Raw genomic sequence first — 5978 nt, forward strand, 5'->3', positions numbered from 1 at the left:
GCCGGCGCGGCGGGCCGCGGCCTGGCCGCGGCGATCGCCGGGCTCCCCGCCGCCCAGCGCGACGTCCTGCTGCTGGTCGCCTGGGCGGGACTCACCTACGACGAGGCCGGACGGGCCCTCGGCATCCCCGCCGGAACCGTCCGCTCACGCATGAACCGGGTCCGCGCCAAACTGCGCGACGCGCTCGGCGGAACCGACCCCTCCGCGCTCACCGAGGAGCAGCGATGAACGAACTGACCCGCGTCCGGCTGCTCCGCGGCCAGGTCCCCCACACCCTCGACCTGACGACCGCCGAGACCCGCCTGCAGGCGGAGATCGCCGAGGCCCGCGGAGCCGGCGGGACCGGCGCGCCCCGGCCGAGGCGCACGCGCGCACGCCCGATCCGCTGGGCCCTGGTGCCCGCCGCGGTCGCCGCCACCGCGATCACCGCCGCGCTCGCGACCGGCTCGTTGACCGACCGGTCCTCTGCCAAGGCCGACGAACTGATGGAGCGCGCCGCGCTGACGGCCCTGCACACCCCGGTCCCCCTGCCCCGCGGCGACCAGTACATCTACCAGCAGAGCATCGAGAAGCTGCGTCCCGGCGGACGGCCCTACCTGCGGTACCGCACCGAGTGGCTGTCGGTGGACGGGTCCAGGCCGGGCCTCATCCGGGAGAGGAACGTCGTCCCGGCCGGATCGCCCGCGCCGGAGGCGGACCAGATGCGGCCGGACGGCGAGGAGGTCCTGCGCGCCTGCGGCCCCGCACCGCTGCTGGAACGCCCCTACATCGGCGCCCTGCCGTCCAAGCGCGCCGAGGTGCTGGAGCTGCTGGCACGGCACGCGGGCGAGGGCGGCCGAGGCGAACGGCTCTGGAACGCCGCGACCGACGTGATCGGCACCAGCATGGCCCCCGAGGCCAGGTCCGCGTTCTACCGCGCGCTGGCCAGGATCCCCGGCGTCGGTGTCACCCGGGACGCGGCGGACGCCTCGGGCCGGCACGGAGTCGCCCTCACCAGGACCTCCGACGGTTTGCGGGAGGAACTGGTCTTCGACCGCACCACGTACGCCTTCCTCGGTGAACGCACCCTCGACCGCCACGGGAACGAGATCTCCTCCACCGCCGTCCTCAAGACCTCCGTCGTGGACGACACCCCCGCTCCCCACCCGAGCACCGTCCCGGGCACCTGCTGAGACCGCCCCCTCCCCCGGCCCGCCTTGCACGGCTCGGCCGGGGGAGGCTTACTTGGTCGTCGATAGTTGGGGTGGCTTATGGCGAGGGGCATCACCCAGGCCGACGCCTTTACCAAGTAAGGTAAAGTTCGTAGAGGGAAGAGACGCCTCCCTGGAGCCGCCATAATCTGGTGGGTGCGGCCAAGCAGCTCTTACGCCTTCCTCGACCACCCCGGTCCCATCGCGTTCGCCCACCGAGGCGGCGCCGGCGGACGCCCCGAGAACTCCATGGCGGCCTTCCAGCGCGCCGTGGACCTCGGCTACCGCTACCTGGAGACCGACGCCCACGCGACCGCCGACGGTGTCGTCGTCGCCTTCCACGACCGGACCCTCGACCGCGTCACCGACCGCAAGGGCGCCGTGGAGGCCCTCCCCTACTCCGAGGTCGCCCGCGCCCGCATCCACGGGACCGAGCCCATCCCCCGCCTGGAGGACCTCATCGGCTCGTTCCCCGACGCCCGGTTCAACATCGACCTGAAGGAAGCCTCGGTCATCGGGCCGCTCGCCCGCGTCCTGCACCGCACCAACGCCTGGGACCGGATCTGCCTGACGTCCTTCTCCACCCGCCGCCTGACGCAGATGCGCGCCCGGCTGCCGATGTTCACCGACCGGGACGTCTGCACCTCGCTCGGGCCGCGGGGGGTGATGGCCCTGCGCGCCAAGTCCTACGGCGGCCCGACCGCCAAGCTCGTCCGGCTGGCCTCGACCGGCGTGGCCTGCGCGCAGGTCCCCTACGGCCTCGGCCCCCTCCCCTTCGTCACCGAGGCGTTCGTCGCCAAGGCCCACGACCTCGGCCTGAAGGTCCACGCCTGGACGGTCAACGACCCCGCCGTGATGGGACGCCTCATCGACATCGGCGTCGACGGGATCATGACCGACGACCTGGTCGCCCTCCGCCACGTCCTGTCCTCCCGCGGCCTCTGGCGCCACTAGCCGCCCGCCCGCAGCACAGTCGCAGTCAGGGATCGAGGACCCGTCCCAGGCGTGATTCCGTGTGTGCGATCACACGCCGACCATGACTTGATGAATTATGCAATTGGCTAGACTTGCAACTCATCCGGCGGTCGTGTCGCCGGGAGTGAGGAGGCCGGGATCGTGGGGCGTGGTCGGGCGAAGGCCGAGCAGGCGAAAGTCGCGCGCGGACTGAAGTACCACAGCGGCGGTGTCGATCTTGACCGGTTGCGGCGGGAGCTGGGCGCGACCGGTGGCGGCGGGGCGCTGGTCGACCGGGCGGAGGAGGAGCACCCGCACCCGGCCGAGGGCGGGGCCGGGGAGGCCGCCGATGAGGGGGCGGAACCGGAGCGTCCGGCTGCCCCGAATGGCGTCGCGGTCGCGGGACCGGCGCCCGACGGTGAAGGTGACAGCGACAGGGCGGAGGGGTGAGGATGCCGGTTCCGCTGCATCAGGCCAAGGCCGAGCTGTTCAAGACGCTCGGGCATCCGGTGCGGGTTCGGGTCCTGGAGCTGCTGTGCGAGGGACCGCAGGCGGTCCGCGACCTGCTGGCCGCGACCGGTGTGGAGGCCTCCAGCCTGTCGCAGCAGCTGGCGGTGCTGCGCCGGGCCGGAATCGTGACCGCGCGCCGCGAGGGCTCGACCGTGGTGTACGAGCTGGCGGGCGCCGATGTGTCGGAGCTGATGCGCGCGGCCCGGCGGATCCTGACCGACCTGCTGACCGGCCAGCGGGAGCTGCTGGCCGAACTGAAGGCCGACGAGCTCGCCGAGCCGACCGCCGAGCCGACCGCTGAGAAGCGCGCATGAACGATCGGAACCGGCGGCGTGACCTGCCGGGACGTCTGCGTGTTCTGCCGGGACGTCTGCGTGTTCTGTCGGGGCGTCTGGCGGACTTGCTGCCGGGACGGGCCGACTGGACGGTCGCGCGGCGGTCGTGGAGCCGTGACCTGGTGGCCGGGCTGATCGTGGCGGTGGTGGCGCTGCCCCTGGCCCTGGCGTTCGGGGTCAGTTCCGGGCTGGGCGCCCGGGCCGGGCTGGTCACCGCGGTGGTCGCCGGGGCGCTGGCCGCCGTCCTGGGCGGCAGCAACCTCCAGGTGTCCGGCCCGACCGGCGCGATGACCGTGGTGCTGGTGCCGATCGTGGCCCGGTACGGCCCCGAGGGGGTCCTGCTGGTCGGGCTGCTGGCCGGGCTGATCCTGATGGCGGCGGGCGTGCTGCGGGTGGGCCGGTTCGCGGCCTTCCTGCCGACCCCGGTGATCGAGGGCTTCACCGCCGGGATCGCGGTGGTGATCGCGTTGCAGCAGGTGCCCGCCGCGCTCGGCGTCACCGGCGTGCACGCCGACAAGGTGTGGCGGTCGGCGGCCGAGGCCGCGACCCGGTTCGCGGCCCATCCCACGTTCGCCGCCCCGGCCATGGCGGTGGCCGTCGCGGCGCTGATGCTGATCGGCGGCCGCTGGCGGCCCGGCGTTCCGTTCTCGCTGGCGGGCATCGCGCTCGCCACGCTCCTTGCCGAGGCCGCCGGACTGGACCTCGCGCGGATCGGCGCGCTGCCCGCCGGGCTGCCCGCCCCCTCGCTGGAGTTCGTCCACCTGGAGGCGGTCCCCGCGTTGCTGCCGTCGGCGCTGGCCGTGGCGGCGCTGGCGGGGCTGGAGAGCCTGCTGTGCGCCACCGTCGCCGACGCGATGAGCGTCGGGGACAAGCACGACCCGGACCGCGAACTGTTCGGTCAGGGCGTCGCCAACCTCGCCGCCCCCCTGCTGGGCGGTGTGCCCGCCACCGCCGCGATCGCCCGCACCGCGGTCAACGTCCGGGCCGGGGCCCGGTCCCGGCTGGCCGCCCTCACCCACGCGGGTGTGCTGGCCGTCATCGTGCTGGCCGCCGGCGGCCTGGTCGGCCGCATCCCCCTGGCGGCGCTGGCCGGGGTGCTGCTGGCCACCACCGTCCGCATGGTCGAGGTGGGCTCCCTGGCGGCGCTGGCCCGCGCCACCCGCCGCGACGGGGCGGTCCTGGTGCTGACCTTCACCGTCACCGTGGCGTTCGACCTCATCACCGCCGTGGCCGTCGGCGTCGCGGTGGCGGTCCTGCTGGCGCTGCGCGACGTGGCCCGCACCGCCCGGCTGCGCCCCGTCCCCCTCCAGGGGGGCGACCACACCGCCGCGGAGCAGTCCCTGCTGGAGGATCACATCGTGGCCTACCGGCTGGACGGCCCGCTGTTCTTCGCCGCCGCGCACCGCTTCCTGCTGGAGCTGTCCCAGGTCGCCGACGTCCGCGTGGTCATCCTGCGCATGTCCCGCATCACCACCCTGGACGCCACCGGCGCCGGCGTCCTGGGCGACGCCATCACCCGGCTGGAACACCGCGGCATCCTCGTCCTGCTGTCGGGCGTCAACCCCGCCCACGACCAGATCCTGACCACCCTCGGGATTGCCGAACACCTCCGCCGCGACGGACTGGTCTTCCCCGACACCCCCACCGCCATCGCCCACGCCCGCGCCCACCTCCACCCCGTGGCCGATGGCCTGGAGGCGGTTTCTCCAGGCCGTCCGGCCTGATCATCCGAGACCCGCACCGGCCTGTCCCCGGGGAGAGGCACGCCGAGCCCAGGTTCTGAGCCGGCGCCTACGGTGAGAGTGCCGAAGGACGATCAAAGGGGGTTGATCGTGCGGTCGGTACGCACCGAGGAGTACCTGGCACGGCAGGAGGCGGGCAGGCGGCTGGCGGCGAGGCGGGCCTGGACGACCTGGACGGCCTGGTCGCCGGGCGATTCGGCGCAGGACGGTTACGCCGACGTCCACTACTTCAGCTGATGGGGGCGGCGGGCGCCGTCGGCGTCCGGGCCATGGACGCGGCGATGGCCGCGGCGATGGTCGCGGCGATGGTCGCCCGGTGCCCGGGGCGACGGAGGGCGTTCCCGAGTCGCAGATGGGCGGCGCGTAAGGCCACGGCCTGTGCCTGTCGTTCGAATGACTAGTCGGCGGGGCCGGTGGCGCCGCGGTCGGCGATCCGCTCCTCGGTAGGGCGTCGGGCGTAGCAGAAGAGCTGTTCCTCCGGTCCCATGCCCGGGAAGTCCGGGGTGAACCGGCTGACCTCGGCGTGCAGGACGGTCAGGCCGGCGGCGGCCAGGCGCTCCAGGTACACCTCGGTGGGATAGCTGGTGGCGCGCACCCGCTGCCCCATCCAGGTGATCTCCAGTTCCTCCACGTCCGCCGGGACGGTCGCCAGCACCAGGTGGCCGCCCGGCGCGACCCAGGTCGCCACGCGCGCCAGCACGGCGTCCAGTTCGGCGCGGGGCATCTGCAGGAAGGGGAAGAAGGCGCAGACCGCGTCCCAGGATCCCGGCTCGGTCTCGAAGTCGCGGGCGTCGACCTGGTGGAAGACGGCCGCGGGGACCTGCCGGGAGGCGATCTCGACCATGGTCGCCGACACGTCGATGCCGGTGACCTCGAATCCGGCCTCCGCGAGCCGTTCCGCCGTGGGGCGTCCGGTGCCGCTGCCGATGTCCAGCACGCGGGCGCCGGCGGGCAGCCGGTCGATCAGCCAGTCGAGCGCGGCGTGCTGCTCAGGCAGGTGCCCGTAGGCGTGCTCGTACCGGACACCGAGAGCGTCGAACGCCCGCGCCGCGGACGCCGAGTCGGACGAATGCGCCATCCCCCAACCTTAGGGACCGGTGGACGCCGCCGGGGGTTCCGCGAACCGATTGCCGACGGATCTGTTCCGTTGGCCCGGGTGGCGGTGCAGGTGCTCGGTGGGCCGACACGGCGGCCCGGCGAGCGGGTCAGCGGCCGAAGCCCGGGGGGCGGCTGGCGGGGGGCGGGCC

At 74.0% G+C, this 5978-nt stretch carries 8 protein-coding genes; 7 read left to right on the forward strand and 1 reads right to left on the reverse strand.

Going from position 1 to position 5978, the window contains the following annotated elements; genetic code table 11:
- The 7 genes from DZF91_RS29440 to DZF91_RS40565 all read left to right on the forward strand — a co-directional run.
- Window positions 1-228 (forward strand): RNA polymerase sigma factor (locus DZF91_RS29440; protein WP_268915988.1); only part of this gene is annotated, 228 nt, incomplete at its 5' end.
- Window positions 225-1172 (forward strand): CU044_5270 family protein, encoded by a 948-nt coding sequence (locus DZF91_RS29445; RefSeq protein ID WP_117360369.1) that lies wholly within the window; start codon window positions 225-227, stop codon window positions 1170-1172. The genes DZF91_RS29440 and DZF91_RS29445, both read left to right, overlap by 4 nt.
- A 174-nt stretch (window positions 1173-1346) precedes the next feature.
- Complete coding sequence (locus DZF91_RS29450) at window positions 1347-2144, forward strand: glycerophosphodiester phosphodiesterase (RefSeq protein WP_235834648.1); 798 nt, start codon at window positions 1347-1349, stop codon at window positions 2142-2144.
- A gap of 162 nt (window positions 2145-2306) precedes the next feature.
- On the forward strand, window positions 2307-2594 hold the full coding sequence (locus DZF91_RS42760) for a DUF3073 family protein (protein WP_117360371.1): 288 nt from the start codon (window positions 2307-2309) through the stop codon (window positions 2592-2594).
- Between the two features lie 2 nt (window positions 2595-2596).
- The gene (locus DZF91_RS29460) at window positions 2597-2968 is read left to right on the forward strand and encodes an ArsR/SmtB family transcription factor (protein ID WP_117360372.1); all 372 of its coding nucleotides are present in this window, start codon (window positions 2597-2599) and stop codon (window positions 2966-2968) included.
- Window positions 2965-4713, forward strand: coding sequence for a SulP family inorganic anion transporter (locus tag DZF91_RS29465; protein WP_117360373.1), 1749 nt, complete (start codon window positions 2965-2967; stop codon window positions 4711-4713). Before DZF91_RS29460 ends, DZF91_RS29465 begins: the two co-directional genes overlap by 4 nt.
- Window positions 4714-4821: 108 nt before the next feature.
- Complete coding sequence (locus DZF91_RS40565; RefSeq protein ID WP_158588077.1) at window positions 4822-4968, forward strand: hypothetical protein; 147 nt, start codon at window positions 4822-4824, stop codon at window positions 4966-4968.
- A 160-nt stretch (window positions 4969-5128) separates the two neighbouring features.
- Here the strand turns inward: DZF91_RS40565 and DZF91_RS29470 are convergent, their stop codons facing one another.
- Window positions 5129-5809 (reverse strand): class I SAM-dependent methyltransferase, encoded by a 681-nt coding sequence (locus DZF91_RS29470; protein WP_117360374.1) that lies wholly within the window; start codon window positions 5807-5809, stop codon window positions 5129-5131.
- Window positions 5810-5978: the final 169 nt, after the last annotated feature.

It is taken from the genome of Actinomadura logoneensis, assembly GCF_003428695.1.
In the GTDB taxonomy this organism is placed as follows: domain Bacteria; phylum Actinomycetota; class Actinomycetes; order Streptosporangiales; family Streptosporangiaceae; genus Spirillospora; species Spirillospora logoneensis.

What these genes read in the sequence shown, in the direction of transcription:
- DZF91_RS29445 (WP_117360369.1), top strand. Translation starts at nt 225, where the DNA reads ATGAACGAACTGACCCGCGTCCGGCTGCTCCGCGGCCAGGTCCCCCAC.
- DZF91_RS29460 (WP_117360372.1), top strand. Translation starts at nt 2,597, where the DNA reads ATGCCGGTTCCGCTGCATCAGGCCAAGGCCGAGCTGTTCAAGACGCTC.
- DZF91_RS29465 (WP_117360373.1), top strand. Translation starts at nt 2,965, where the DNA reads ATGAACGATCGGAACCGGCGGCGTGACCTGCCGGGACGTCTGCGTGTT.
- DZF91_RS29470 (WP_117360374.1), bottom strand. Translation starts at nt 5,809, where the DNA reads ATGGCGCATTCGTCCGACTCGGCGTCCGCGGCGCGGGCGTTCGACGCT.